This window comes from Paenibacillus sp. HB172176, assembly GCF_011947265.1.
Taxonomy (GTDB): Bacteria; Bacillota; Bacilli; order Paenibacillales; family Paenibacillaceae; genus Pristimantibacillus.
Genome location: NZ_JAATHD010000007.1, coordinates 92070 through 118271, shown reverse-complemented (window position 1 = coordinate 118271; position 26202 = coordinate 92070). Strand labels below are relative to the sequence as shown.

The window sequence follows — 26202 nt, the reverse complement described above, 5'->3', positions numbered from 1 at the left end:
CGATAGCTCGCCTTCACTTCCGGGCATCCAGAATGAACATCGAAGCATCCTGCCCCATGAATATTTTTTCCCCCGAATAGAACGTCTCGGATTTAATATTGTCGTAGCCTATGCGAGTCATGATGGCCTTCAGTTCCGCCTGGTCGAATCCATTATGGACCATATCCGAGACGACCTTCTCGTTCTTGTCGAAATCCACAATCAGCAAATGTCCGCCGGCATTCAGAGCATCATACAAGCGGGTTAATACCAATTGAATGTCAGGGATATGAAGGAGGACCTGCGCCATGAAGATATAGTCGACCTGAAGCTCCGACAGGCCTTCCTTCTCAAAATCAAAGCATAAGGTATCCGCGTTCCGTACGCTGTTCTCTGCAATTTTGCGCTTCACTTGATCGATCATATTCGGAGAGGTGTCGAGAAACAGCAGGGATTTGAATTCGTTCAGCAGTCCCATGCCGACCAGACCCGTTCCGCAGCCGAAGTCAATCGCAGTCTTAGTCCTCGCATCCTCCTCCGCATATTTACGAATCGCATCCCTTGATACTTTGCCAATACGGATTCTCTCAGGAGTATCATACATGTTAGCAATCATTTCGAATTTATCGGTGTTTCCCATTCGCACTCTCCCATCTGATGTTCTTCCAATAAAATACGCTTTGCGCCTTGCCTGTCACTGATGGAAGCTTCCGATCAACCCGTTCTTAATCTCCTCAAGAAGGGGCTCATGCTCAACGACATAAACTTCAATGTTCAACGTATCCAGAATCGCGCCCAAATACTCGACCGCACTTTCACGAATAATTAAAATCTCCTTGGGAATCACCTTCACCTGCTCGATTAGATTCAGAAACTGTTCGGCAATCTCCTCCGTAACCGCGGTTCCATCGAATAAGTGAAAATGCAGAATTTGGCCGGAATTCCGGTCGGCGAGCAGGAACATCATCGGAAAATAGGGTCTTCCGTCTTCTTTCACAGGGAATGGCATATAAAAGCAATCCATGACCCAAGCCTCCGTTATTCCCTCTAGCGATTTTCTGATTTTTGCCAAACGAAGCTCATTGATTTTGAATTCCGGCTTCGACTCATTCTTCTCAGGCTTTGGCGTCAGCCATTGATCGGACCAGACAAGATTCGCCCCGTCTTCAGCCGAAACTCTGGTAAGAATCCGCTCGTCTTCAGGCTCATGCAAGGCGTCGGGATCGCTCCTGTAGTCACGGGAAACCTCGATGGCCTGCTGCAGAGCATGCGTAAGAAATTGCACATGCTCCCAATCCTCGATTGGCCAGGGATAATATCCCGGTTCATAAATTCGGAATGTGGGCCATGCGTGCGCCCCTCTGAATTTAAGTCCCAGCTCTTTGATCCGCTTGTATTCCTCCGGATGAAGATCATCGCGGGAATCGAAGGACAGCATCAGACAGTCCTGGGTGAACGGGATGTCGTCGGAGTCCCCGCCGCTCGCCGCTTCGATATAGGAGTCGAGGCCTCTTGTCCCCCGATACACTGCAATGCCATACATCTCGCCTCCATTGCCCATAATGCAGCAATAGCCAATTTCCTTGCTGACCGGATCCTCTACCCCGAACAGGTGAGAGTTGTCCATCCACTTCCAGCACGCCGCTTGCTTGAATTGTTCTGCGGCATGAAACAAGTTCTTCCACTGCTCCAATGTTGCGTTCACGGATACTCCTCCTCGCATATACAGCCCCTGACGGGCACTGCTTCAATTCGTCTACACCCATGTTAACAGAATTGAACGCGAGAATGAACAGCGGCCGCTCGTCAGTTCCCGTTCTTGCGATTGGACAAGAGCATGGCAGGCAGCAGGGAAAACGCGGCAAAGCCGACCGACCACCAGAAAGCGAGTTGATACGCATCGACAACTAGAGCAAGATTCGCCCCCGTCCCGTTCGGCAATTGATGACCGATGACCGTCGCCAGCACGGCCGAGCCGAATGCGCCTCCGATGGTTTGAAAAATTCTGGTGGAGATACTGGCATGCGGGATTTGCTCCTTCCGCAAGCCTTCATACGCCGAAACCATTATTGGAATGAAGATGCCGTTCATGGCCGCGCCGCGCACAAGCTGCGCCGCTCCGAGCAGGATGTGGCTGGTATCGCCTCCAGCATAAGCGAACGGAATGGTGGCCGCCATGGTAACCAGCAGGCTTGCGAGCACAATGCTGCGCGAGCCGATTCGGTCCGACAAGCCCCCGATCCAGCTCCTCGTGAGCAGCATTCCCACGCCCTGGGGAATTAAGAGCAGCCCGGTTGTTAACACGCTCTCGCCGCGAACCTGCTCGTAATACAACGGAAGAAGCAGCAGCGCACCGTTCATGACCATCCCCGAGAAAAACAAAATCATATTCGATGCCACAAAATGTCTGGACCGGAAAAGCTGTAAATCAAGCAGAGGAGCACGTCGCGTACGTAAGGCAAACACGATATAAGCAGCCATCAACAGAAAACCGGCCGCCAATGGGACGAGCGTTCCCGCCGACGCAAGCTCTCCCGTGCTCATCTCCGAGATGCCGTAGATCAGAGCCGCGAACGCCGGAGATAGAAGCAGAAGCCCGATGATATCAAGCCGAGGCCTCACTGCGGCAGCCTCTCCCTTCGGAACGTAGCGCCAGGACAGCCAAATCGCGACCAGCATGATCGGGATATTCACATAGAAGATCCAGCGCCAGCTCATGTTGTCCATAATCAGGCCGCCGATAACCGGACCGAGAATCGGGCCGATCAGCGCCGGAATGCTGATGATTGCAATCAGCCTGCCCAGATTGCGACCTCCCGACGATTGAACGAGCACATTCTGTATCGTCGGGACGAGCAGACCCGCGCCCGCTCCCTGCAAGAGCCGGAAGCCGGTCAGGCTGCCGGTATTCCAAGCTAGAGAACATAAAATGGAAGAAACAAGAAACAGCCACAATGAGAACAGATACACATTCTTCCCGCCGAACCGCTGGCTCGCCCATCCCGACACCGGAACCGCCAGTCCCATCGCTAGCACATAACCCGTAATGACCCATTGCGTCTTTGATACTGTGCTGTCGAGATCCAGCGTGAGCGAGTGGATCGCTACATTAATCATCGTCGAGTCCAATAACGGAACAACCGCGCCGAGAACAAGAATAAGCGCCACTTTCAATACACTGGGATCGATTTTTTCTTTTGGCGGCTTGACCGCTTTTGCCTGATTGTTAACCATAGACATTCACCTCTTCATCATTTAAGGTACGGTACGTACCGTACCTTATAGAAATACAATATTATAATTCTAGCAAAAATGCAATATACTATTGAGAAAGACTGGACGCCGACCTGACTTATCGGAAAGAAGGTGCATGCAATGCCGGAATCACCGCGCAATCGCAGAGAAAACAAGAATGAGGAAGGAGCGGGCGGATCTCGCAGACGCGGAGATGTACTGGAGAATGCGATTTTGACAGCCGCATGGGAGGAGCTTAGGGAGACGGGCTATTCCAAGCTGACGATGGAGGCCATAGCCGCTCGGGCGAAGACAAATAAAACTTCCGTCTACCGAAGATGGCCCAGCAAGGCGAAGCTCGTGATCGCCACGATGATGAAGCATGTACCCAAGCCTTCTCTCGACGCTCCCGATACAGGCAGCCTGAGAGAGGATATACTCGCTCTTCTGGAGCGACTGATCAAACCGATGCAGCTCATTGGAGCCGAAACCATTCACGGCCTGATGGTCGATCTTCATGGGGACGAGCTTCACGCCAAGCTGACATTGCCGCCGAGAGAGAAAGATCCGCTTGCCGCGGCCATGACGAATGTACTGGAGAACGCCGAGCAGCGCGGCGAGGTCGAGCTCGATCAGTTGTCCGAGCGCGTCATCACCTTGCCCATTGACTTAGTACGCTTCGAGGTGCTTACGACTCACACGCCATTGACCGATGAGGCCATCATCGAAATCGTGGACAATATCTTCCTTCCGCTCGTGCGGAAGCAAGACAAAGAAGGCTGAACCGATTATCTCGGTTCAGCCTTCTTCCTGCCGCTCTGCTAGCCGGGCGGCAGCATATGATAGATAAAATCGACGCCGCTTCTCGTTCGATGGAACGAAACGCCGCCGGAGAAGCTGTCCGAAAAACGCCAGGTTGTGCCCTTTACGCGTTTCTTGAGCTCCATAATTACGTCATGCGGCACCGATCTCGCTCCCGTCGTCGAGCCCGGACGAGGGGAGCCCCACCAGGCCCCCCGATCTCTCGTGCTCCCATTCCACGCTTTATATTGCGTGTTCATATCCGAGAACACCGACTCGCATTCCGGGCTGAATACCCCTTCGCCGCTTGTGTCGGTTTCTGACGCTTCCTCTTCCTTCGGCTCGCTTGCAAGGGATAGGCTGACGAACGTATCCCAGTGCTCCATGCCGCCGCCAGACCATGCCGAGGTTTCCGTCCACTCGGTAAATTCCTCCCAGACGCCCATTGGATTATCCGTTTCCCTGAGGCGCCCATACAAGACGGTAAGCTTCGTCCAGCATTTATCCAGGCTCTCTTGATCGCCAAAGCTGAGTCCCTTCGCTCTTTGCAGGGTGCTGATCTTCTGACGCTGCGATTCAACCAGTGTCAATAGCGGTTGAACCTGAACCTCCGTCACCGGATCTGGCAGCACCTTCTCACGTTGAATAGGCGCCGCCGTGCTTTGAAAATCTGTGTTTGATTCCATGCCGGCACGAAGCAGTTGCATCGTCGCGCGATTGCCAAGCGCCTGTTGCATCTGCAAAACCTGAGAGGCGGCAGGCATAGCGGATAATCCATCGAATGCGCTTTGCCGCTGGATCACTCCGGAGAACAAAGCCGGCTGCCCCGAGCGATTGCCGCCGATTGGGCTTGATTTCGCAGCAGAGCCTGATTCCTTGCCATCCTTGCCCGTTTGCGCTTGCATTTGCGATTTCATGGCGATTACTCTCCATTCGTTCAATGATAAACGCGAGACACGAGATCTCCTTCAATCCTTGTTCTCATCTTATCAGAAGATTTGGAGTCATACTAGAATATTCCAATAGCGATCGTCTTCTACTTCTCTTGTTCCTTGATCACTTGCTCGATCCCGAGCAGAATCAGCTTCAACCCAAACCCGAACGACTCGTCGCTCCCCATCAGCTCGAACAGTCTGTTCTCGAACATTCTCCTGAACAATCCCGCCTCCGACTCGCTCATATCCTCCAGAAGACGAACCATCTCCTCGCCCGGCTGCGCGTTCTTATTCTCCTTCAGCATCTGGGAGACATTCCGTTCATGCTGATAATGGTCCAGCACGAAGTAGAAGACATAGTTCACGAGCGTGTTCACCGCCTGCAGCTTCTGCTCTTGCGTAAGCGGCGTCGACTCCACGCACAGCAGCATCCGATTGGTGAACCGGATAATATCCGGCTCATGCGGCAGCGTCATCATCATAAGCTGCGTCGAGCAAGGATAACGGCTGAGCACGCTCCGCTGCGTGACCGCAAGCTCTGTCAACTGCTCCTTCCAGTCACCCTCGGAGCGGAACTCCTCCAGAATAACCTTCGACACCTGGTTCGCCAGACGCTGATAGAGCTTCTGCTTGCTCTTGAAATACCAGTAGATCGAGGGGGCCTGTATGCCGAGCCGATCAGCGAGTCGCCTCATGCTGAATTTCTCAATCCCTTCCTCTCCCAGAAGCTCCCATGAGCTCTCCAAAATTTTCTCCTCCGAAATCTGAGGCTGTCTTTTCATGCTCATTCCCCTTTTATCTAACAGTGTAAGTTTTCGCTTTACAGATTCATAAGTCCATGATATCATCTAACACTGTAAGGTTCAATCTAACACTGTAAGATTGACGATCTGAGCAACTAGGCCTCCACAATTCACGAAGAAAGAAGTGATCCGCATGGAAACAGAAAACCTTCATTATTTTGAAAAAGCGCCAATTGTCAAAGCAGTCGCCCATTTCGCCGTGCCCATGATGCTCGGCATGTCGATGAGCGTCGTCTATTCAATCTTGAACGCCTTTTTCCTTGGCACGCTGAACAATACCGCTATGTTAACCGCGCTCGCGCTTACCTTGCCCTTATTCGCAGCCATTATGGCGCTGGGCAATTTGATCGGCATGGGAAGCAGCACCTTCATCTCCCGATTGCTGGGGGAGAAGAACTATGACGATGTAAAGCATGTTTCTTCCTTCGCCTTCTACAGCTCCCTTTCGCTCGGGCTGATCTTGATGGCTATCGGCCTGCCTCTGATTGATTCCATCGTTCACGGTCTGGGAGCAACTCCCGATTCCTTCGTCTTCACGAAGGAGTATGTCACGATTATGATTGCCGGGTCGCCGTTCGTCGTCTTGTTCTTCGCGCTGGAGAACATCGTTCGATCGGAGGGAGCCGCCATAAAGTCCATGATCGGCATGATGATCAGCGTTGCGGTGAATATTATACTGGATGCGCTTGTCGTCTTCGTCTTTCATTGGGACGTTGTCGGCGTGGCGTCAGCCACGGTCATAGCCAACCTGGCTGCAAGTGTATACTATGCTGTTCATATCGGGTACAAGAGCCCCTTCTTGACCCTATCGGCCAAATGGTTCAAGGCGAGCAAAGAAATTCTCGGAAATGTCTTCAAGATAGGCGTGCCCGTCTTCATCATGAGCCTCTTCCTCGGAGCTATGTCGCTCATCTTCAACCGTTATTTGATCGAGTATGGCGAGCAGGCCGTGGCGGGCTTCGGCATTTCATCGCGATTGCTGCAATTTCCTGAAATTATACTGATGGGGTTATGCGAAGGAGTCGTGCCTTTAATCGCGTTCTCGTTCACGGCGAACAAACTGCGCATGAAGCATACGATCAGCTTCACGGTCAAAGCAATCGCAGCATTAGCCGCCGGATTCGGCGTTATCGTCTATTTTATATCCGACAACTTAATCGGATTATTCACGAATGATCCGCAGCTCATCGAAATGGGCACCTATATTCTTCACGTGACCTTCCTGTCCCTATTCATAACCGGAATGACCACCTTGTTCATCGGCATCTTCCAAGCGACAGCGCAAGGCACGGCCGCTTTTGTCATGTCGATCATTCAAGGCGTTACCCTGATTCCCGTGCTGTATATCGCCAATCGAATGAACGGCTTTCACGGCGTCGTCTGGTCGCTGGTCATCTCGGATGCCGTCGCTTTCCTGGTTGGCGCCATCATGCTGTACGTTCTCCGGAACAAGCTCCAGCCGGATTTGGAGCAATTGGCGCATTAGACATGCAGTGGAATAGGCGGAAGGGATACGGGCCACCTTAACGATATCTGCACGATAAGGAGACAGGGCCCATGACTTACGGGGATATATTATTTCGCACGGCAACATCCTTCGTTGCCCTGCTCGTGTTAACGAGACTGCTCGGCAAGAAGCAGGTCGGGCAGCTGACGTTCTTCAATTATGTTACGGGAATTACCTTCGGCTCAACGGCTGCCGAGATTATCGTCAACAGACAAATCACGATGCTGCAGGGATTGTCCAGTCTCATCCTGTGGTCGCTCATGGCGTTCCTCCTCGCCCTGATCGCCTTGCGCTCGGTCAAAGCGCGCGAGATCTTGGACGGCCAGCCCACCATCCTCATCAAGCAGGGCAAAATTCTCGAGAACGCGCTGGCGAAGCAGCATCTCAACATCGATGATTTGAGCATGATGCTTCGCAACAAAAATGTCTTCTCGCCCGAAGAAATCGAATTCGCCATTCTGGAGCCTGACGGCCAGCTCAGCGTGCTGAAGAAGACAGAGCTCCTCCCCGCAACAAAAAGGGATGTGCAAGCAGCTTCTGAGCCTGTGCGCAACATCCCCATCGAGCTGATCGTGGACCGCAAAATCGTCGAAAAAAACCTTGGCAAATTGGAGCTCTCCTCCGCCTGGCTTCTCCAACAATTGAAGAAAGCCGGCACTTCCATCGAGCAAGTATTCTACGCGGAGCTCCAGCTCGACGGGACGCTTTATATTGACAAATACCGGGACTAGGAAAATGTCCGCTTACGGTTTCAGCTTATAATCCGTCAAATTCAGAGATGAAATTCCTCGTTCATTGAGTTCCTTTTCTGCATCACGAGATAAATGCTCTGTTACCCATGCATTTATACTACTTCCTGCAGATAACGCAGCTATTGATACTAACCTGTGTTGCTCCGCTGTCAGTCTGACAATAAATTTTCCTGAAAACGGCTTCTCCGGTTCTTCTCCTTCTGATTCACAGAATTCAAGATAATCGTCGACTGAATCACGGAATGCTTGTTGAACCTCTTCCGTAGTCACACCTTGGAAAGTAATCACATCTCTGAGATACATCACTTCTCCATGAAGGATTTGCGCATCAAAATCAATTTCAATTTTTCCAACATAACCTTTATACTCTAAAAGAGTCGTCATAGAGTAACACCTGCCTCTTCTAAAAATCGCCTAACTGACTTTACTGCTCCTTTGTCCGTAACATTTTCGGGATGGGGTCGATGGAAGATCGCTTTTCTGCCATTCAATTTAACGCGAACACGAGACCCTCTGCCTTCCGAAATCGCTCCTCCAAGTGCCCGAAATAAAGACTCGATATCATTCCACAAAACGTCTGCCTTAACCGGTTCATCATAAATCTTTCTTAATGTTCTTTGCTGTTTATTATTTATATTCAGTAGTATCACAAACTGATACTATTATATGTCCCATTTTCATCTTAAGTCAAAAAAAATTTCAGACTTGAATGTATGCGAATATCCGCCGATTATCACCGCTCCCAATCGCCGAGACCTTCCGCCGCCGGAGAGACCGCATGCCGATACTGGGCCGGCGTCATGCGCTCAATGCGCTTGAATACCTTGCCCATATGGCTCTGATCGCAAAAGCCGGAGCGCCCGGCAATGTCGGACAGGGACAGCTCGCTGTTCGACAGCAAATGCTTGACCCGCGTAATTCGCTGCTTGACCACATACTCTTGAACTGTATAGCCGGTCATCCGCTTGAACATTCTTGCGAAATGATAGGGGCTGAAGGCGGCGTGACTCGCAATCTCTTCGATCGTCAGCGGTCGCTGCATATTCCCCTCGATGAAAGCGACCGCTTTGGCGATATCCCCATGGCACAGCGTACGGGAGCCGCTCATCGCTCGCGAGATTTCGAGCCTGTCCGCAATCAGGTCCGTGAGCAACGCGATTAGTTGCGATGCGGCCATCAGGTCGAAGACGGAGCGTCGCCCTTCGAAGCAATCGAACAAGCCGCGTATTGCCGCCTCCGTCCGTTCGGGACGTGTCGATGAGATCATGGGCCTCGTCTCCCCGAACAAGCCGTAATAATGCTTAGCCTGCGGTCCGTCGAAATGAATCCAGACGGCTTCCCACGGATGCTGCGGATCCGCGCGGTAATGATGGGCGCGGCCGAGATCGATGAAGAACAGATCGCCTGCCTGAAGAGCATAGATGTGATCCATCCAAATCAGACTTCCCTGTCCTCGCAACACATATTGGAGCTGATAGCCGTAGAAATCCCCCTCTTCGCGCCTATTCCCCATATCTCCTTCATAGACGCGCCAACCCATCGCATGAATGTAACAAGGCAGCTGCTTGGCCTGCTCGCTCGGCGAATGGTGAACCAGCTTCTTTATGCCAAATTTTGCATCTAACATAGAATGATTCCTCCTATCGAACGAAAATTTCCCATCCATAAAGCCTCTTATCGACGGAGCCTTCCCAAAGCAAAACCGCACGAATCGACCAAAACGGAGCAGCTCTGTAACAGATAACGGGGCGGTCTTCTCTCTACAATGGGAAGAGAATAGAAAAAGGAGCGTTCCTATGGAAACGTCAATACGCAAACGCATGAATATCGATATCGACTGGAAATTCCGATTGGGCGACCCGGCAGGGGCGGAGGCCGCCCAGTACGACGACAACGGCTGGAGAAGCGTCAGCCTCCCGCATGATTGGAGCATCGAGGGCGACTACGAAGAAGGGAATCCCACCGGCCCGCGCGGAGCCTTCCTGCCCGCGGGAATCGGCTGGTATCGGAAGACGTTCGAATGGAGCGGCGACCCGGCAGCGAGGCGCGTCTTCCTCTCCTTCGACGGCGTCTACATGAACAGCGACGTCTGGATCAACGGCAAGCATCTGTCGCTCAGACCGAACGGATATATCGGCTTCGAGCTCGACGTTACGGATGCCATCATGCAAGGAAGCAACACAGTGGCTGTGCGAGTAGACAATTCCCTTGCTCCGAGCGGCCGTTGGTATACAGGCTGCGGCATCTACCGCCATGTCTGGCTGATCGAGACCTGGGACGTGCACGTAGAGCATTGGGGAACCTGTATCACGACGCCCGAAGCGAGCCATGACCGGGCCATCGTTCATATTCGCACGCGAATTCGCAATGCGAGCTCACAGCCGAGAAATATTCAACTCCACTCGAGCATCCATGACGACAACGGCGAATGCTCCGGTGAGACGTTCGTCCCGCATGCCATCGCGCCGTACGAATCGATCGAGCTGGAACAGAAGCTGCCGCTCGCAAGCCCGAAGCTCTGGTCGCCGGATACTCCCCATGTATACGGCTTGCATACGGTCGTGACGGAGAACGGACGCGAGCTCGACGATTACGCCACTTCCTTCGGCGTTCGATTCTTCTCGTTCGACAGCGACCAAGGCTTCGCGCTGAACGGAGTCCCCTGCCTGATTCGGGGCGTATGCCAGCATCATGACGGCGGTCCCGTCGGAGCGGCGGTGCCGGACAAGCTGCTGGAGAAGCGATTGCGGCTGCTGAAGGAGATGGGCTGCAACGCGATTCGCACCGGCCATCATCCAATGGCGCCGGAATTCTACCATCTCTGCGACCGGATCGGACTCATGGTGATGAACGAGGCCTTCGACGGTTGGGCGGCCGCGAAGGCAGAGTATGATTACGGACTGTACTTCGAGAAGTGGTGGCGGCGGGATCTGACCGATATGATGCGGCGAGACCGCAATCATCCCTGCGTCATCTTCTGGAGCCTCGGCAACGAAGTGCTGGACATGGAGCCCGACATGACGCGCGCGATGGTCGAATTCGCGCATCGTCTGGACGACACCCGTCCCGTCACATGCGGCGTGCAGCAGACGGGGGACGTTCCGGACGCGAACCGCTCGGAGCTCGACATCGCCGGCTACAACGACGGCGGCGGCGCATGCTTCGGCTACGAACGCGATCACGCGAACCACCCCCGGCGCGTGATGGTCGCGACCGAAGCGCCGCATACGTTCCAGACGCGCGGCTTCTATCGCACGCGCACCTGGTGGCGCGACAAGAACAAGCCGCGCATCGAGATTGAAAACCTGACCGAGGAGGAGCTGTTCTCGGACGGCGCGCTTGCCTACAATTCGTCGTACGACAACAGCGGCGTTCGCACGTCGGCCCGCCATTCCTGGGGCTTCGTCTTGAAGTATCCCTATCTCATCGGGGAATTCCGCTGGACGGGCTTCGATTATCTCGGCGAATCATTCGGCTGGCCGGCCCGCAGCGCGAACTTCGGCATTATCGACCTGGCCAACTTCCCGAAGGATCATTACTATTTCTACCAAAGCCGCTTTACGACCAAGCCGATGATTCACATGCTGCCTCATTGGACGCATCCGGGACTTGAGGGCAAGGCAATTCCCGTATGGGTCTATACCAATTGCGAGGAAGCCGAGCTGCGATTGAACGGCCGTTCGCTTGGCCGCAAGCGAATGGGAGCGGACATGTACCTGTCATGGGATGTGCCGTACGAGCCGGGCACGCTGTCCGCAATCGGCTATTCCGGCGGCGTGCGGCTTGCCGAGGCCGCCGCGGCCACGGCGGGGACGCCCGCAATGCTTCGCCTTGAAGCGGACGGGGACGAGCTCCTCGCGGACGGAGCGGATGTCCGGCAGGTCAGCGTTGAAGTCGTCGACGAACGCGGAACGATGGTTCCCCATGCCGGGCACGAGATCGCCTACGCGATAGTAGGTCCCGCTCGTTGTCTCGGGACAGAGAACGGGGACCCGCTCGATCTGACGCCGTCCAAGTCCATGAACCGCAAGGCGTTCTACGGCAAGTGCATGGCGCTGTTCCAGTCGACGCCGGAAGCCGGTCCCGTCGAAGTGATTGTCGGCGGCGTGCTGGGCGAGCTCTATTTCGCAGCATCGACGACAGTCTCGATCGTAATCGAGCGTCTGCCGCTGCGCGGCGAATGCCCGCGACTCGCATTTGAAATTCGCTATACGACGGACGGATCGCAGCCCACATCTGCCTCCGCGCTATATGAAGGACCGTTTGAGATCACGGCCAGCACGCTGGTGAAAGCAATCGCGATGGAGAACGGCCTGGAGAACGACTCTGTCGCGCTGGAGATGCAGAGTGCTTTCACTCGAGGAGAGCCCCCCAAGGTGGAGGATCTTACGCATGGCAACGAGCCCTTTCATCCGCAGGATGGCTTTCCCGGTCCGTTCGCCAGGGAAGTGTGCGGGCGGTGGACGGACGGCGGGCAAATCTTTCAGTTTAATCCTGAAGGGAAGCTGCTCCGCTCCATTGGCACCGAGCCTCCCATGGAGATCGGCGCCTGGTGGTATGATTATCCCGCCGATCCCTTCGAATCCCCCGACGATTCGGGAACGGGCGAGGTTCTTCTGGAAGAGGGAGTCTTGGCCGCCCTCGCCCTGGACTCCCAGAAGGCGGAGCGGCTGACGATCCGCCTGCCAGGGCGGCGATTGGAATTAATTCGCGCGGCGAAGGCTTAAGGCTCGCGGCATGCCGTCCGGTTCACAGCTTCCGGCTTCGGAAAGCGCCCGGCGTCATGCCCAGCTCGCGTTTGAACGAACGGATAAAATTTTGCGCATTCGTATAATTCAGTTTCAGGGCAATGTCGTTCACGCTCTCGTCGGTTTCGAGCAGCAGCTTCTTGGCCGCTTGAATCCGCTTGCCGGTCAGATAGTCGGTGAACGGCATGCCCGTTTCTTTGCGGAACACCTGACTCAGATAGGCCGGCGAATAATGAAGCTCCATTCCGAGGGATTCAAGCGTGCTCTCGAACTTCTCGTCCCGCTCGACCCGCGACAGCATCTCGTCGGAGATTCGCTTGTACTGCTGCTCCGTCTCCTCCCGGATCAATTCCGTGACGGGACCGACGACGCGGTGCTTGAACCAATGCGAGATGCTTTCGGGCGTCTGAAGCTCCAGCAGCTCCTTCGGCAGCGATTGGCCGTTCAGAACCATGGAAGCATTATCGTTCTCGACGAGATGCAGCTGCAAGATTTCGCTTAATAAGCGAATCAGCACGACCTGGAAATCCGTCAGGCTTCCCTCTTGTTCAAACAACGCGCGGATGAACGCTTCCAGGCTTTCCTCCGCCTTCTCCTCATCGTTCAGCTTGACGGCTTGCTTCAATTGGCTGGCGAGAGCCGCGGGATAGCGAATTCTTCTGGCTTCCTGCCGCGGTTCGACCTCCTCGATGAACAATACCGTGTTCATCCCGTATCTGACCCTGTATTTCAAAGCGTCCGATCCTTCTTCGCATGCTTCCGCCGCGTCGCTTAACCGACTGAACACCCGGCTTACGCCGATGCTGACCGACAGTCCCAGGTATTGCCTGATATTACCAATCAAGGCATTGGCTCGATGAATCAACGAAGGTTGCTGCTGCGCCTCGGCCGCATGCTCGACGCCAAGCAGCACAACAAGCGAGCGATTCATCGCGACCGGAGACAACCGCTCGTCGTCCGGTAGCGTCTCCTGAACGATATTCATCATGGCGAACAAGAGAAGATCCCTGTCCGATTCTTCGAATCGGGTATGCTCGAGCGTATCGATTTGCACAAGGAAGATTACGTAGCCCGGCTGTTTACGGAATTGCGGATGCGTGCCGTGGATTTTCTCGTCGAGCTCGTTCGCCGGCAGCTCGCCGTGGAACAGACTGAGCACATAATATTTGTTGAGATCCTTGCCCTGCGAATGAATCTGCTGCTTCATATTCGCCACGAGCCTTCCGATCGTATCGAATTCGTCGGCGCCGCTGATCTTATCCTTGGATATCGCCTTGAACAAGGCCCGCACGGGCGAATACATGCGCTGGGAGCCTCGGATTGCGAAGATGAGCAGCAAGGCGATAACGCCGACCGAAATCATTAGCGTGACCCAGCCGATCGTTCGGCTCTCCTGCCGAATGACGGCGCTTGGCACGAGATCGAGATAAATCCAATTCGTGTAATCGGACTTTTGATAGAAGAGATAGACCTTCTCATTTCCCAGCGAGGTCGCGAGATAGCCGCTCCGCTCCACACTGCTCAGCTTGTCCGCCGCCAGCTCCTCCAGCTTCGAATAATCCGTTCCCGAGCTCATGTTCGATCCGATGACCCGCAAGCCCTCGTCCAGAATGAGCGTATTCCCCAAATTCTCCGATTTGGCCACCCATGTATGCAATTGGCTATAGCTGATTCGCGAGATGATCAGCTCGTCCGGCGCGATGGAATTCAGCGGAATTTGCTTCATCATGAGCAATCCGTCTTCAATGCCGAGCTGGGCAAGCTCCGGGAACAGATCCTTCTGGTTCTCTATTATGAGCGGCAGAGGAGCGCCCGCTTCCCTTCTATCCGCGTATGTTGCACGAAATTCAGGATCAATCGGAGCAATGCGATCAGGGAAGATTCCCCAGCTATGCTTCAGGTTAATGAAATAGAGCGCGTCGATCCCGATTTCCTTGGTCATTGTATATTCCATATATTGATTCACATAGCGAAGACTTTGGAAATTGGACGCATCCAGCGCCGTATCGATCGACTCCAGAATGACGGGAAGCGTCGTGAATTGGACGAGGGATTGGTCGATAAGATGAATATTCTGCTCGACGGTCAGCTTGGTCTGATCGAGCAATTGCAGCTTGCTGCGAGTCACCTTGTCGAGCAGGTTGGCGTTGGAATAGAAGTATGAGAAGGCTCCCACGCACAGGACGGGAAGAATGGAGATCAACAGAACGAACAACAGCAAGCGTTTAAAATAATGAGGGAATTTCGGCAACTCTCCCGACCTCCGTTATCTGCAGAATGATTCCTTCCTATTGTAGAGGAAGGCGCTGCGGAAGGAAATGATCATCTTCTGCGCGCGCTTCTCGCCATCTTCTATAATGATTATCGCCCGGCGGTTCTACGATGCGGATTATATTCGGTTATCACTGCAGAGCTTATGATAAGGCTGACAGTTTCGACCGAGGAATTTCACTTAAGGGCAAAGGAGAGCAATCATCAACATGGACATAACAAGCGAAGTTCGCAACTCGAGAGGGCAGCTGCATCAGCAAGTCCCCTATCGCAAAGCCGCACATCATGTGAGGGAGCATTTCTGGCTGTACCTTATGGTGCTGCCGACGCTGGTCTATTTTTTTCTATTTAAATATTTGCCCATGCTCGGTCTCGTCATCGCCTTCAAGGACTATCAACCCTTTCTGGGCTTCATCGACAGCCCGTGGGTCGGTCTGGAGCATTTCCAGCGGTTTTTCACCGCCGACGAATTCGGAACATTATTCCGCAATACGATGCTGATTTCGTTCTATCGTCTGCTGTTCTTCTTCCCGTTCCCGATCATCATCTCGTTAATGCTGAACGAAGTCCGCTTGCACTGGTTCAAGCGCACGGTGCAGACCGTTATCTACATTCCGCATTTCCTGTCCTGGATCGTCATTGTGGGCATCACGTATGTGTTCTTCACGACGGAGGGCGGACTGGTGAACGAGCTCATCGCCGCAGCGGGCGGGACCAAGATCAATTTCCTCGGCGGGGCGGAGTGGATTCGGACGATGCTGACGGCCCAATCCATCTGGCATGACGCAGGCTGGGGCACGATCATCTATCTGGCGGCAATGAGTAATCTCAACCCGCAGCTTTACGAAGCGGCCAGAATCGACGGTGCGGGACGGTTCCATCAGATGTGGAATGTGACCCTTCCGGGCATTCGCAGCACCATCATTATTCTGTTCATTCTGCAGCTCGGCCATTTCATGGATCTCGGCTTCGAGCAAATCTTCAACATGATTAATCCGTCGAACCGCGTAAACGGCGACGTCTACGACACCTATGTGTACGTAGCCGGCATAACGCAGGGGCAATTCAGCTACAGCACGGCGGTCGGCTTATTCAAGTCGGCGGTGGGCCTGGTGCTCGTCGTGGCGGCAAATCGCATCGTCAAGTGGTTCGGCGAAGAAGGCGTTTATTAAGGGAGGATTCCATGAGAGACAACAGCATTGGCAGCCGCATCTTTTCCATCGTGAATGTTGCCGTCCTGGCGGCAATCGCGTTCATCTGCGTCTTCCCGTTCATCGAGATCGTCGGCGGGTCGTTCGCTTCGAATCAGGAGCTTATCGCTCGCGATATCGTCATTATCCCGCATCAATTTTCGCTGGACGCGTACCGCTATATCTTCTCCAGCGACAAGATTCCGCACAGTTTGCTGATTACCGTTTTTATTACCGTAACCGGCACCATGATCAATCTCGCTCTGACGGCCTCCGGCGCGTTCGCGCTGGCTCGTCCGGGTATGAAGGGACGCGGCGTAATCCTGTTCCTTATCGTGTTCACGATGCTGTTCCAGGGAGGACTGATTCCCACCTATCTGGTCGTCAAGGAGCTGCATCTGCTCAATACGCTTTGGGCGGTTATGCTGCCGGGCGCCATATCGGCGTTCAATCTGATCTTGATGCGGAATTTCTTCATGCAGCTGCCTGAGGAGATTTACGATTCCGCGAAAATCGACGGCTGCAACGATCTGGTCACCTTCGTCCGGATCGCGCTGCCGCTGTCCAAGGCGTCGCTGGCCACCTTCACCTTGTTCTACGCGGTTACCCATTGGAACAGCTTCCTGATGCCGTTCCTGTATCTGAACAATTCCGACTTGTGGCCCATTCAGATCTGGCTGCGGGACATGATCGTGCTGGCCAGCGGAGACTTCCAGGATCCCGGCTTTAGCATCGAGGTGGCGACCCGAAGCCTGCAGAGCGCGACGATCGTCGTGGCGACGCTGCCGATCCTGCTGTTCTACCCGTTCGTTCAGAAGTATTTCGCGCAAGGCGTTACGCTCGGTTCGGTTAAAGGATGATAGAATCATCTTTAACATAATGAATATCAGCAATGGAGGGGCAAATCGATGAAAAGCAAACCATTCGTTACGACAATCCTGGCGACGTTCCTCGCTTCCGCGGCCGTATTAACCGGCTGCAGCAACAACGGCGGAGAATCGGCCAAGGGGACAACAGAGCCGACGCAAGCTGCTCAGAACGGCTCGCAGAATGCCGGAGGGGAGGACGCGAAGTCACAAGAACCTATTGAAATCACGACGCTGGAGCCGTACTGGGGAGATATGCCGGACGTGGACGGCAAGATGTTCCAGCAGTTCGAAGAGGCCATGAACGCGAAGCTCGAGCCTACATTCGTGAACGGGCCCAGCATGATGGACAAGGTCAACGTAGCGCTGGCATCCGGGGACCTGCCCGATATTCTCGTCGTTTTCCAAGGCAGTCAACCGCCGATCGTGAACGCGATTCGCGCCGGCGCATTCTGGGAGGTCGGGAAGTACGTCGATCAATTCCCGAATTTGAAAGCCAGCCGCAGCGAGCTGCGCGACAGCAATATCGCGGTCGACGGCAAGATCTGGGCGCTCTATGACAGCGCGGCAATCTCGCGGCTCGGCTTCAGCGCGCGCAAGGACTGGCTCGACCGTCTTGGCCGCGACATCCCGACAACGATGGATGAGCTGTACGACATGCTGAAGGCGTTCACGGAAGAGGACCCGGACGGCAACGGCAAAGCCGACACGCTTGGCCTCGCCACCTATCTGAATAACAATTTAATTGAAGGCTTCGACGCCGTAGCTTCGAAATTCGGAGCTCCCAACGTGTATAAGGTGGACAACGGGACATTCATTCCCGCGTTCACAACGAGTGAATACCGGGATGCGCTGAAATTTTACAGAGACTTGTACGCAAACAACATCATGAACAAGGACTTCACCTATGCGAAACGAGCGCAGGTCGAGGAGATGTATCAGAAGGGACAGGTCGGGCTGCTCACCGGCAACGTTGATTCCGTGTGGGAGCCTCTTGTGAAAGCCAATCCTGAAGCGGAGATCAAGGCATGGTCGGAGATGCAGGGGCCGAACCTCACCTTCGCCGGGCTAGGGTACTGGTCGACGCTGATGTTCCCGAAGAGCGCAGTGAAGACCGAGGAGGAATTGCTGTCCATCCTTGGCGCGCTTGACGCGCTTGCATCTCCCGACTACGAAGAGCTTCGCCTGTTCGGCGCCGAGGGCGAGAACTACACGCTCGAGAACGGAAAGCATGTCATTATTAACGCGAAAGGCCTGAACGGCATGAACGTGTTGGCATTAACGCCGCCGGAGTTTAGCGACGAAGGCAAGCTCGCATGGGCAATCGACGCAAACAAGGTCGTACAGAGCAACGAGAGCGCGCCCAACCTGGTCGGCAATCCCGCGAACGGCCTCATCTCCGACACCTGGAGCAAGATGGGCAACCAGCTGCAGCAATTGCAGATCGACACCGACGTGAAATACATCATGGGCGAGGTGGACGATGCCGGCTACGACGATATGATCAAGCAATGGATGGACAAGGGCGGACAGAGCGTTCTGGATGAATACGCCGCCGCTTATAAGAACAAGTAGAGGAGAACGAGGACGCGCCCCGGACAATCGAATCGGGGCGCTTATTATCGAAGGGAGCTGTGTGCATGAAGAAGATTGCGATGATCTGCTTGTCGATTATGCTCAGCCTGATGTTCGTTTCCACGAGAGAGATGCGGGTACATGCGGCGGAAAGCATCACGGTGGATGTCGCGAACGTCGTGAAGACGTTCTCCGCGTCCAACAAGCCGATTGGCTTGAACGCAACATTCCTGATGGATTCTGACCTGTACCATGTGAAAGACAAGAGCAGCGAAGAACAATACAGGGAAATGCAGGCGGGCTCGCTCAGATTCCCTTACGGACATCTCGCGAACAATTACTTGTGGGACGCCGACGGCACATACGGGGGAACCTTGACCCCGAAGGTGGCGGCGATGAGTCAAGCGCCGGGCGTCTGGGAATGGGCGGTCAATGCCGACGGAACCTTCAAAAGCGCCATGGACTTCGACGAATACATGGCCATCTGCGAGCGGAATGGCATCGAGCCGCTGGTCGTCGTGAACGTGATGGCGCATCGCTATGCCGACGGCCCGAGCTTTAGCGAACTGGTCGATTCTGCTGCGGCGTGGGTGAAATACGCCAAGGATAAGGGCTACAACGTCACCTACTGGCAGCTCGGCAACGAGCAGGATCATCATGCCGACGCGCTTCAGACACCCTATTTGCCGCTCAAGGATACGGATGGGGTTCTCGATGACGACAATTACGTGGATGTGTACAAGCAGATTGCCGCGGCAATGAAGGCCGAGGATCCATCAATTAAGACCGGTCCGGGCATTCTGAACAATCAAACCTGGTTCAATACGATATACAATAACGCTGCCGGATATGTGGATTTCGCCTCTGCCCATCAGTACTCGTTCGGAAAAGCCTGGGCGCAGGACGGGTACGAGGCTTGGCGAGATTGGACAGGCGATATGACGGACAACGTGACCGCCATGGAGACGAACGCTGAGAACAAGGGGTTGGATTTGTTCGTAACGGAGACGAACGCCTTCGGAAGCTGGCCTGAGGGACAAGGCGTGAATGATGCGTATCGCGCGCTGGCGCTCTTCGAGATGCAAATGCAGCAGATTGCCATGCCGAACGTTGCCTATACGTACATCTGGAATACAAGGACGCCCTGGGGCGGCGAGCATGGCGACGGCGGACTGGCCAACGTCCTGTACAACGACTCCACCGGCAATCGGACGCCCCTGGGCGAAATTGTGAAGATTATCAACGAGAATCTGTTCGATCAGCTCGTGGATGCCACGGAGCAAAGCGGCTATGTGCGCGCTTATGCCTCCTACGATTCGAGCGGTCATGACTTGAACGTGTTCCTGCTCAACAAGGACAGCGAGCCGGTGGACGTAGACGTGTCGCTGGACAACTACGATACGCCCTCCGGATACGAGCGTTTCGTCTTTAAGGGCTCCTCCTGCGGAGACTATTCGCCGCAATACGACAGAAGCGGTTCCATCGCGCTTAGCGGAGACGCCTTCTCCACAACGCTCGAAGGATGCTCGTTAACCGTGGTGAAATTCAGTCCCTCGCAGCTCGGGCTCTGGACATTCGACGAGACTGGGGGGACGACTGCCGCGGATGCGTCCGGGAACGGCAACGACGCGGCCTTGTACGGCGGAGCGGCCTTCGCAGCCGGCAAATTCGCCAATGCGCTGCAGCTTGATGGAATCGATGATCACGCGGAGCTTCCCGCAGTTATAGATCCCGGCTCTTCCGACTATACGGCAGCCGCCTGGGTGAAGCTGGATTCGGCGCAGGGAACGCGGCAGATCATTCTGCAGCAGCTCGGCAGCGGCGCGACCTGGCTTTTCCGAGATTCCGCCACGGGGACGCTGGGCTCGTGGGGCGGCTCGGCGCTTGCGTCGACAAGCCAGATTCCGCTTGGCGAATGGACGCATGTCGCCGTTACGAGCAGCGGCGCCGACAAGAAGCTCTACGTCAACGGTCAGTTGGAAGACAGCTCGGCGAGCAGCTCGCCGTATGCCAGCACGGCAGGCATGAGAGTTGGCATGCACAAGTCGCCGGATGCGACGAATGAGGAATGGGACGGCGAGATTGATGATCTGCGCATCTACGGCAAGGCGCTGTCCGAGGCGGAGCTTCTGGCCATGATCCACGAGGGCACGCAGGAAGCGCCGCATGCCGATCCCGTCGCGGCGGAGTACTTCGTCGGCATGACCAGAGGGGCAGCTCCCTCCGGCTGGTACGTCAACGCGCTGTCCGGATCGGCCTCCGTGGAAGGAATTACCGATTCCTACGACGCCGTCAGCCCCTTCAACAACAGCCTGAAGCTCTCCGATACGGGCACGGACAAGGTCTACGCCAGCTATTCCTTCTCGGCTCAATCAGGCAAGATGATGCTCAATTTCGGACTGAAGGTGGACTCCTTCACCGACGGCGCATGGGTATTCGTCTCCGATAATAGTACGGTCGCCTTGAAGCTGAAGGTGGATGATTCCGATTTGATCGCCTTCGACGGAGGGACGCCGGTTGTCGTGCAGACGGACTTGTTTCAGGGCTATGACAAATACGGCGTACTGGTGAAGAAGACCGTGAATCTGACGCTTATCGTCGATCCGGGCGAGAATACGTACAGCCTGGTAAGCGGCGGCAACGTCGTAGCCGAGGACTTCGCCTTCGAGCATGCGGTAAGCGATGTGTCGAAGTTCGCCGTCCAGACAGTCGAGGCCGACGAAGACTATGACGTATATGTACACTTCATGAACGTATTGCCCTACGTGGAGTAGACAGCATTTGACATCTAGAGGAGGAGGAGCTTCGCGTGAGCGCAAAAAAACCACCTAATATTCTATTAATAACAAGCGACCAACAGCATTGGAATACGATCGGCGCGTTTAATTCCGAGATTCGGACGCCTAATCTGGACCGGCTCGCGAGGGAAGGGACGGCGTTCCGACGGGCCTACTGCCCAAATCCGACCTGCACGCCGTCACGGGCGTCCATCCTTACCGGGATGTACCCGAGTCAGCATGGAGCATGGTCTCTGGGTACAAAGCTAAGTGAAGAGGTGCCGACCGTCGGACAGGAGCTGGCCGAGAGCGGATACCGAACAGCGCTCGTCGGCAAGGCGCATTTCCAACCGCTTGCCTCGACGCCTGAATATGAATCGCTGGAAGCGCATCCGCTCCTGCATGATTTGGAGTACTGGCGAGAGTTCCACGGCCCCTTCTACGGCTTCGAACGCGTGGAGCTGGCTCGCAACCATGCGAACGAGCGGCATGTCGGCCAGCATTACGCTTTATGGATGGAGGAGAAGGGGCTGGCGAACTGGCGCGATTATTTCGAGGTTGAGCCCGACAACGCTAACGGTAATGGCAAAGGCAAGGGCTGGTCCGGACATCGCTGGCACTTGCCGGAAGCCTTCCACCAGGACGCCTGGATCGCGGATCGTACGAACGGCTTAATGGAGGAATATGCAGAAGAAGGCGAACCGTTCTTCCTGTGGGCGAGCTTCTTCGATCCGCATGATCCCTATCTCGCTCCAGAGCCATGGGACACCATGTACGATCCGGCGGAGCTCACGGTTCCGGCGGCTGTTCCCGGCGAGCATGACCGGAATCCTCCGCATCTTCGCCTGACGCAGGAGATCAATCCGGACTTCTCCGATTATGAGGAATCGGGCAAGTTCATTCACGGCTTCCGTTCCCATGTCAGGGAGAGCGGGCAAGTTGCCAAGGATCTGGCTGTCTATTACGGTATGATCAGCCTCATGGATCGCTATATCGGGAAGATTCTGGACAAGCTCGACAAGCTTGGACTTACCGAGAATACGCTTGTCGTCTTCACGACCGATCACGGGGAGGTATGCGGCCATCACGGGCTGGTCAAGAAGGGCGCGTTCCATTACGAGGACCTGCTGCGCATTCCCTTCCTTGTCCGCTATCCCGGCCGCGTGCCGGCGAGGCGCGTATCCCCCGCTCTTCAGTCGCTGGTGGATCTGGCGCCGACATTCCTTCGTTACGCAGGACTGAATGTTCCCGGACGGATGACCGGGGTGGATCAGGGCGCCGTATGGGAAGGCCGGGACTCCGAGGCGCGCGATCATGTTCTCTGCGAGAACCGCCACGAACCGACCACTGTCCATCTCAAAACATACGTAGACCAGCGCTATAAGCTGACCGTATACTACAACCGACCATACGGGGAGCTGTTCGACCTCCAGGAGGATCCGAAGGAGCTGCGCAATTTGTGGGATGATCCTGATAGCGCGCCCTTGAAGACGGAGCTCCTGCAGCGAATGCTCTGGGCAGAGCTTGGCAAGGAAGCCATGCCGATGCCGCGAATAAGCGGAGCGTAGCGGGATAGCGGCGTAGTGGCGTAGCGGCCTCTCCTTCCCATGAAATATAAAAGAACGGCCTCAGTCATATTGGGGACTGAGGCCGTTTGCCGTTTATCAAAGACCCTGGGGGAAGCGGAATACCTGCAGCGGATCGTATTTTTGATTAATACGCTTCAATCGCGCCGCATTGCCTCCGAAATACGCCCGTTCATAGTTTCGCAGACGGCTGATTGGAAAGTTGACATAGGAGCCTTTCGTTATCGACCTCACATAGGTGAATCGCTCGCGAAGCCAAGCACGATTGTTCTCCGCGAATGCATCTTCCGTCCAGACCGACTGTATGCCCAGAATGTATCTGGCGTCTCTATAGTAGAAAGCCGTATCCCTTCTGTCCTTGTCGCTAATCTTCCCTCCCAGCGCATAGAAGGAAACAGCCGTGTATACGGAGCCCTCCGCAGGATGCTGCACCAAACCGGCAAGCCTCTCCAGCTCCTGGCGGGAATAAAGCTTGTAGACAAATCTTCCTGTTGATTGGAACTTCTCATAGGGAGGGTAGGAAGCCTCCACCTTTTTCACGGCCTCAAGGAAGGGGGAGGTTTCCAGCTCCAGTCGGAAGCCTTCCACCTCTGCAAATGGCTGTAAAATTCGTCTGGCTTCTGCGGCTGATCCGTAGAAGAAGCCCGTTGCAAAAATGCCCAAACCCTCGTCCTTCGCATTGTAAAAGCTTGTCATGAGCGTCATCCGAGGATCCAGCCCTGGCAACCACCGCTGCCAAACATTCATGACCCTGGCCTGCTTGGCTCTGGTTGTGCCGATATAATAGAACCTGAGGAGCGTCACCCGGTCGAGCTTCGGTTTCGAGAGGCGAAAGGTCAGGCCAACGACAACGCCAAAGTTACCGCCTCCAGCGCCCCGGCACGCCCAGAACAGATCCGGATTGCAAAACCGGCTTGCCTTGATAAGCTTTCCCTTATAGTCAACCAGCTCCAATTCCTCCAAGCTGTCGCACCCGAGACCGTATCGTCTGCTGGAGAATCCCCAGCCGCCTCCAAGCGTAAAGCCCGAGACGCCAACCGTGGGACAGGTTCCCCCTGGGAAGACAAATCCGTTAGATCCGACGAAATCATATACCTCTGTATTCTTCACTCCGGCTTCAACACGAAGCAGCTTTCTCCCGGAATCCAGCTTTAAGGCGTTCATTCGACTAATATCAATAACCAGCACGCAATTGCCGGTTGAATATCCCTCGTAATGATGCCCGCCAGACCGAATCCGTATTCCGACGTCTCGACGACGCGCCCACCGAATTGCATGGACAACATCCTGCTTTTGTTCGCAATAGACGATGACCACAGGAAATTTGTTGACTGCGCGGTTCCACTCCTGACGAGCTTCTTCGTACACCGGACTCCCCATGGTTACGACTACTCCCGTTAAACCCTTGAAGCAATTGGCCTCCACAGACACTCTACCACCTCTGTTATCTATGAATGCATTCATCCTATTCTATTCATAGATTTGAGACGGGTGAGAGGGAAGAAGCGGAGGGATCGGATTAATTAATCCATCCCGCTGCTTGCAGCATCCGACGAAGCATGGCCGTCATTTCTTCTCTGGAGACATTCTCCTCTGGGCGGATGCCCGCGTTGCCGTCCCCTAATAGAATGCCTTGCTCAATCATGCCGGCCATTGCTTGACGCGCCCACGCGGCAATAGAATCCGCATCCCGCCAGTGATCAAGCTGCTCCTCTGCTTCAACGTTTGTTGGGGCAGACGCAATTCCCATGATAGCCTGGGCACGAGCAATAATTGTCGCCGCCTCCTGACGCGTCAGCAGCCGCATCGGAGCGAAATCGCCGTTGACGTCTCCTTTGAACAGTCCGAATGCCGCCGCAACGGCAATGGAGTTCGCATACCAAGCCTCCTCTGGAATATCCGCGAAGCTGCCACTGGTGGAGCTGGCAGAAGGCAAAGCCAACGCACGAACAATTAATGTCGCAAACTCTGCGCGTGTCATGCTGCGTGTCGGCTCAAAGCTGCTTGCCGACCTGCCCTCCACCAAAAGCCGCTCAGCCATATCCTTCACATCCGACGCGCTCCAACGACCCTCGGTATCTTTGAAAGAAGCTGTGTTTGAGATTAACACGAAGATGCCTCCGTTCAAGGTTCGCAGCTCTGCCTCCTCTCCTTGCAGGTTGGTCGGCTGAGTCGCAAAGCCTTTTCCTTCGCTCCAATAAACAGCGGTTTTGGGTTCGCCGGCGGCTGCTTCATTCGAAAGCGGAAGCGTAAGCACTGCGTAATCCTTAAAACTCGTCAGTGCGATTTTTTCCGAGCCTCTTATAATAGCCGCGCTCGCTTCTATTGGCTCCGACATGATCATAAATGAATCAGCAGCCGCTTCTTTTTGAATTTGTTCCTCAATCTCGCTCGTAACCGCCTGGAGCGTCAAGGCCACCTTGATAGGCTGCAAGCTCGCATCCGCTTGATTACTGGATGTCCATTCCGTCAGGCCTAGCTTGGCCATTGCCACATGGAATTTCCCCTGCGCCGTATCAAGCTGTACCGAAACGTTATGCTCCACCATCCAATTGACCATGGAATAGCTAAATTCCAACGATATATTTTGGAACATGGACAAATCATCCAATTTGAAATGAAGCTCAGGTTTGTCAAATTTACCGAGCGCTGCCTGAAGCTGCGCTTCGTTCGCGACATGGACAACAAGCAGATTAACTCCATTCGCATAACGCATATAAGAAGTCAGCGATTGAGCAACCGCGCTTCCATTGATGGACATGAGAACATGATCCTCCGTATAATCCCTCGCTGGTCTGTCGTCGCTGTCGTCAGGAAGCGATGCCAACTTCACTACCGTCAGCGCGAACGTCTTTGTGGCGCTTTCGCTTCCCTTCGCGATCGTCGCCGTCAACGTCACCGATGCATCGCCTGTCGTGTAGCTCGGCCGCACTACCGCGCCGTCCTCTCCGACCACGCCCGGCGCATCGCTGCTCCATGTTATCGTCGTGCCATTCGCGCCGCTCGTCGGCAAGCCAACATCCTGCGTCACGCTCGACGCACTGTCTCCCGATGCGTACGCGATCTCCAGCGCCAGCTTATCTGCCGCCACCGCCTCAGCGTCGCTCTGCGCAAGCTTCACCACCGTCAGCGCGAACACCTTCGTCGCGCTTTCGCTTCCCTTCGCGATCGTCGCCGT

Annotated in this window: 20 protein-coding genes; 9 read left to right on the top strand and 11 right to left on the bottom strand. The window is 54.8% G+C overall.

Annotated elements, in window-relative coordinates; translation table 11 throughout:
* Positions 1-13: 13 nt before the first annotated feature.
* The 3 genes from HFP08_RS11980 to HFP08_RS11970 form a co-directional block, all read right to left on the bottom strand.
* Positions 14-619: a class I SAM-dependent methyltransferase gene (locus HFP08_RS11980; RefSeq protein ID WP_168120833.1), complete on the bottom strand. Its 606-nt coding sequence runs from the start codon at positions 617-619 to the stop codon at positions 14-16.
* A gap of 54 nt (positions 620-673) precedes the next feature.
* Entirely contained in the window at positions 674-1684 is a 1011-nt protein-coding gene (locus HFP08_RS11975) for a DUF7309 domain-containing protein (protein WP_168120832.1), read from the bottom strand.
* 101 nt (positions 1685-1785) lie between these two features.
* Positions 1786-3213: an MDR family MFS transporter gene (locus tag HFP08_RS11970; protein ID WP_168120831.1), complete on the bottom strand. Its 1428-nt coding sequence runs from the start codon at positions 3211-3213 to the stop codon at positions 1786-1788.
* A gap of 141 nt (positions 3214-3354) precedes the next feature.
* On the opposite strand from HFP08_RS11970, the gene HFP08_RS11965 reads away from it, so the two are divergent.
* On the top strand, positions 3355-3996 hold the full coding sequence (locus HFP08_RS11965) for a TetR/AcrR family transcriptional regulator (RefSeq protein WP_168120830.1): 642 nt from the start codon (positions 3355-3357) through the stop codon (positions 3994-3996).
* Positions 3997-4034: 38 nt separating this feature from the next.
* On the opposite strand, the gene HFP08_RS11960 is transcribed toward HFP08_RS11965, so the two are convergent.
* Positions 4035-4931 (bottom strand): hypothetical protein, encoded by an 897-nt coding sequence (locus HFP08_RS11960; protein WP_168120829.1) that lies wholly within the window; start codon positions 4929-4931, stop codon positions 4035-4037.
* A 119-nt stretch (positions 4932-5050) separates the two neighbouring features.
* Positions 5051-5731 (bottom strand): TetR/AcrR family transcriptional regulator, encoded by a 681-nt coding sequence (locus HFP08_RS11955; protein WP_481856560.1) that lies wholly within the window; start codon positions 5729-5731, stop codon positions 5051-5053.
* 154 nt (positions 5732-5885) lie between these two features.
* Between HFP08_RS11955 and HFP08_RS11950 the strand changes: the two genes are divergently transcribed.
* Positions 5886-7238 (top strand): MATE family efflux transporter, encoded by a 1353-nt coding sequence (locus HFP08_RS11950; RefSeq protein ID WP_168120827.1) that lies wholly within the window; start codon positions 5886-5888, stop codon positions 7236-7238.
* 71 nt (positions 7239-7309) lie between these two features.
* Positions 7310-7990 (top strand): DUF421 domain-containing protein, encoded by a 681-nt coding sequence (locus tag HFP08_RS11945; protein WP_168120826.1) that lies wholly within the window; start codon positions 7310-7312, stop codon positions 7988-7990.
* A 12-nt stretch (positions 7991-8002) separates the two neighbouring features.
* On the opposite strand, the gene HFP08_RS11940 is transcribed toward HFP08_RS11945, so the two are convergent.
* The 3 genes from HFP08_RS11940 to HFP08_RS11930 form a co-directional block, all read right to left on the bottom strand.
* Positions 8003-8395, bottom strand: coding sequence for a type II toxin-antitoxin system HicB family antitoxin (locus HFP08_RS11940; protein ID WP_168120825.1), 393 nt, complete (start codon positions 8393-8395; stop codon positions 8003-8005).
* Entirely contained in the window at positions 8392-8661 is a 270-nt protein-coding gene (locus tag HFP08_RS11935; RefSeq protein ID WP_240941316.1) for a type II toxin-antitoxin system HicA family toxin, read from the bottom strand. The genes HFP08_RS11940 and HFP08_RS11935 overlap by 4 nt, the downstream gene beginning before the upstream one ends.
* 83 nt (positions 8662-8744) lie before the next feature.
* Complete coding sequence (locus HFP08_RS11930) at positions 8745-9638, bottom strand: AraC family transcriptional regulator (RefSeq protein ID WP_168120824.1); 894 nt, start codon at positions 9636-9638, stop codon at positions 8745-8747.
* A gap of 169 nt (positions 9639-9807) precedes the next feature.
* On the opposite strand from HFP08_RS11930, the gene HFP08_RS11925 reads away from it, so the two are divergent.
* Positions 9808-12738: a glycoside hydrolase family 2 TIM barrel-domain containing protein gene (locus HFP08_RS11925; protein WP_168120823.1), complete on the top strand. Its 2931-nt coding sequence runs from the start codon at positions 9808-9810 to the stop codon at positions 12736-12738.
* A 22-nt stretch (positions 12739-12760) separates the two neighbouring features.
* Here HFP08_RS11925 and HFP08_RS11920 read toward each other — a convergent pair whose 3' ends face one another.
* Positions 12761-15010: a helix-turn-helix transcriptional regulator gene (locus tag HFP08_RS11920; protein WP_168120822.1), complete on the bottom strand. Its 2250-nt coding sequence runs from the start codon at positions 15008-15010 to the stop codon at positions 12761-12763.
* Between the two features lie 334 nt (positions 15011-15344).
* On the opposite strand from HFP08_RS11920, the gene HFP08_RS11915 reads away from it, so the two are divergent.
* The 5 genes from HFP08_RS11915 to HFP08_RS11895 all read left to right on the top strand — a co-directional run bounded on the left by HFP08_RS11915 (position 15345) and on the right by HFP08_RS11895 (position 23006).
* Entirely contained in the window at positions 15345-16202 is an 858-nt protein-coding gene (locus HFP08_RS11915; RefSeq protein WP_240941330.1) for an ABC transporter permease, read from the top strand.
* A gap of 11 nt (positions 16203-16213) precedes the next feature.
* A complete protein-coding gene (locus tag HFP08_RS11910) occupies positions 16214-17080 on the top strand; it encodes a carbohydrate ABC transporter permease (protein ID WP_168120820.1) in 867 nt (288 codons plus the stop codon).
* Between the two features lie 48 nt (positions 17081-17128).
* On the top strand, positions 17129-18661 hold the full coding sequence (locus HFP08_RS11905) for an extracellular solute-binding protein (RefSeq protein WP_168120819.1): 1533 nt from the start codon (positions 17129-17131) through the stop codon (positions 18659-18661).
* A gap of 65 nt (positions 18662-18726) precedes the next feature.
* Complete coding sequence (locus tag HFP08_RS11900; RefSeq protein ID WP_168120818.1) at positions 18727-21435, top strand: LamG-like jellyroll fold domain-containing protein; 2709 nt, start codon at positions 18727-18729, stop codon at positions 21433-21435.
* A 35-nt stretch (positions 21436-21470) separates the two neighbouring features.
* Positions 21471-23006, top strand: a complete 1536-nt coding sequence (locus tag HFP08_RS11895; RefSeq protein ID WP_168120817.1) for a sulfatase family protein — start codon at positions 21471-21473, stop codon at positions 23004-23006.
* 96 nt (positions 23007-23102) lie between these two features.
* On the opposite strand, the gene HFP08_RS11890 is transcribed toward HFP08_RS11895, so the two are convergent.
* Both HFP08_RS11890 and HFP08_RS11885 read right to left on the bottom strand, forming a co-directional pair.
* Complete coding sequence (locus tag HFP08_RS11890; RefSeq protein ID WP_168120816.1) at positions 23103-24488, bottom strand: FAD-binding oxidoreductase; 1386 nt, start codon at positions 24486-24488, stop codon at positions 23103-23105.
* A gap of 55 nt (positions 24489-24543) precedes the next feature.
* On the bottom strand, positions 24544-26202 hold a 1659-nt coding region (locus tag HFP08_RS11885), incomplete at its 5' end, for an S-layer homology domain-containing protein (RefSeq protein WP_168120815.1).

What these genes read in the sequence shown, in the direction of transcription:
- HFP08_RS11900 (WP_168120818.1), top strand. Translation starts at nt 18,727, where the DNA reads ATGAAGAAGATTGCGATGATCTGCTTGTCGATTATGCTCAGCCTGATG.
- HFP08_RS11930 (WP_168120824.1), bottom strand. Translation starts at nt 9,638, where the DNA reads ATGTTAGATGCAAAATTTGGCATAAAGAAGCTGGTTCACCATTCGCCG.
- HFP08_RS11955 (WP_481856560.1), bottom strand. Translation starts at nt 5,731, where the DNA reads ATGAAAAGACAGCCTCAGATTTCGGAGGAGAAAATTTTGGAGAGCTCA.
- HFP08_RS11945 (WP_168120826.1), top strand. Translation starts at nt 7,310, where the DNA reads ATGACTTACGGGGATATATTATTTCGCACGGCAACATCCTTCGTTGCC.
- HFP08_RS11965 (WP_168120830.1), top strand. Translation starts at nt 3,355, where the DNA reads ATGCCGGAATCACCGCGCAATCGCAGAGAAAACAAGAATGAGGAAGGA.
- HFP08_RS11890 (WP_168120816.1), bottom strand. Translation starts at nt 24,488, where the DNA reads ATGAATGCATTCATAGATAACAGAGGTGGTAGAGTGTCTGTGGAGGCC.
- HFP08_RS11960 (WP_168120829.1), bottom strand. Translation starts at nt 4,931, where the DNA reads ATGAAATCGCAAATGCAAGCGCAAACGGGCAAGGATGGCAAGGAATCA.
- HFP08_RS11915 (WP_240941330.1), top strand. Translation starts at nt 15,345, where the DNA reads ATGGTGCTGCCGACGCTGGTCTATTTTTTTCTATTTAAATATTTGCCC.
- HFP08_RS11980 (WP_168120833.1), bottom strand. Translation starts at nt 619, where the DNA reads ATGGGAAACACCGATAAATTCGAAATGATTGCTAACATGTATGATACT.
- HFP08_RS11925 (WP_168120823.1), top strand. Translation starts at nt 9,808, where the DNA reads ATGGAAACGTCAATACGCAAACGCATGAATATCGATATCGACTGGAAA.
- HFP08_RS11970 (WP_168120831.1), bottom strand. Translation starts at nt 3,213, where the DNA reads ATGGTTAACAATCAGGCAAAAGCGGTCAAGCCGCCAAAAGAAAAAATC.
- HFP08_RS11905 (WP_168120819.1), top strand. Translation starts at nt 17,129, where the DNA reads ATGAAAAGCAAACCATTCGTTACGACAATCCTGGCGACGTTCCTCGCT.
- HFP08_RS11940 (WP_168120825.1), bottom strand. Translation starts at nt 8,395, where the DNA reads ATGACGACTCTTTTAGAGTATAAAGGTTATGTTGGAAAAATTGAAATT.
- HFP08_RS11950 (WP_168120827.1), top strand. Translation starts at nt 5,886, where the DNA reads ATGGAAACAGAAAACCTTCATTATTTTGAAAAAGCGCCAATTGTCAAA.
- HFP08_RS11910 (WP_168120820.1), top strand. Translation starts at nt 16,214, where the DNA reads ATGAGAGACAACAGCATTGGCAGCCGCATCTTTTCCATCGTGAATGTT.